The following is an 854-nucleotide window of genomic DNA, read 5'->3' as shown; positions in this document are numbered from 1 at the left end:
GGTGATTGGCCTTGAAGAATCTGCACAACGATCTTGCCTGTCTGTCGGCCCACTTCATAGTAGTTAAACCCTAAGGCCGCGATGGCGCCACGAGCGACACTATCGGTGTCGCCGGCAAAAACAGGAATGTCTGCTTGCTCAGAAATTTTGATGATACCTTCTATAGCAGAGATGACTGTGTTGTCTGTAGGGAGGTAAATTGCATCAACCTTGCCGAGTAATGAGCGAGCTGCAGTTTGCACATCCGAGGACTTGGGGGAGACTGCTTCAATTACTTGAAGGTTCAGCTCTTCAGCATGTTGCTTGATTAGCTTGAGAAGTGAAACAGAATTAGCTTCTCCTGGGTTGTAGATAATACCGAGTTGCTTACTGGCAGGGAGGACCTCTTTAATCATCTCTAAATGCAGTTTTATCGGTGTTAGGTCCGACACGCCTGTAACGTTTTTGCTCGGTTGCTCCCAAGACTTCACCAGTTTGGCTGCAACAGGATCGGTCACTGCGCTAAAAACTATGTTGGTATTTCTGGCAGAGGCAACCGCAGCCTGGGCTGAAGGGGTGGCGATAGCTACAAATACGTCCGGCCTGTCGCCTGCAAATTTTTTGGCTATTTGGGCTGCAGTTGCCGGTGCGCCTTGTGCACTTTGGTAATCCCACTTAAGATTTTCTCCGTCTTTCCAGTCATGCTCGGCGAGGACATCCTTAACGCCCTTTCTCACTGCATCAAGGGCAGGGTGCTCAACAATCTGGGTGATTGCAACGTGCTTACTTTCTGGAGTGGCAAGCGTATTAAAGGATAGAAGGCTCGCTAGATATGATACTAGCAGTAGGTTGAATAGAGACTTGCGGGGCCAGGA

The 854-nt window shown here is 49.2% G+C and carries 1 protein-coding gene; it reads right to left on the bottom strand.

The genetic code is table 11. The features are described 5' to 3' along the window. Window positions 1-854 (bottom strand): ABC transporter substrate-binding protein (locus A3729_RS01670; RefSeq protein ID WP_068633018.1); only part of this gene is annotated, 854 nt, incomplete at both ends.

It is taken from the genome of Oleiphilus sp. HI0043 (assembly GCF_001634935.1).
The sequence above is the reverse complement of the archived record's forward strand: the minus strand, read 5'-3'. Positions and strand labels throughout refer to the sequence as shown.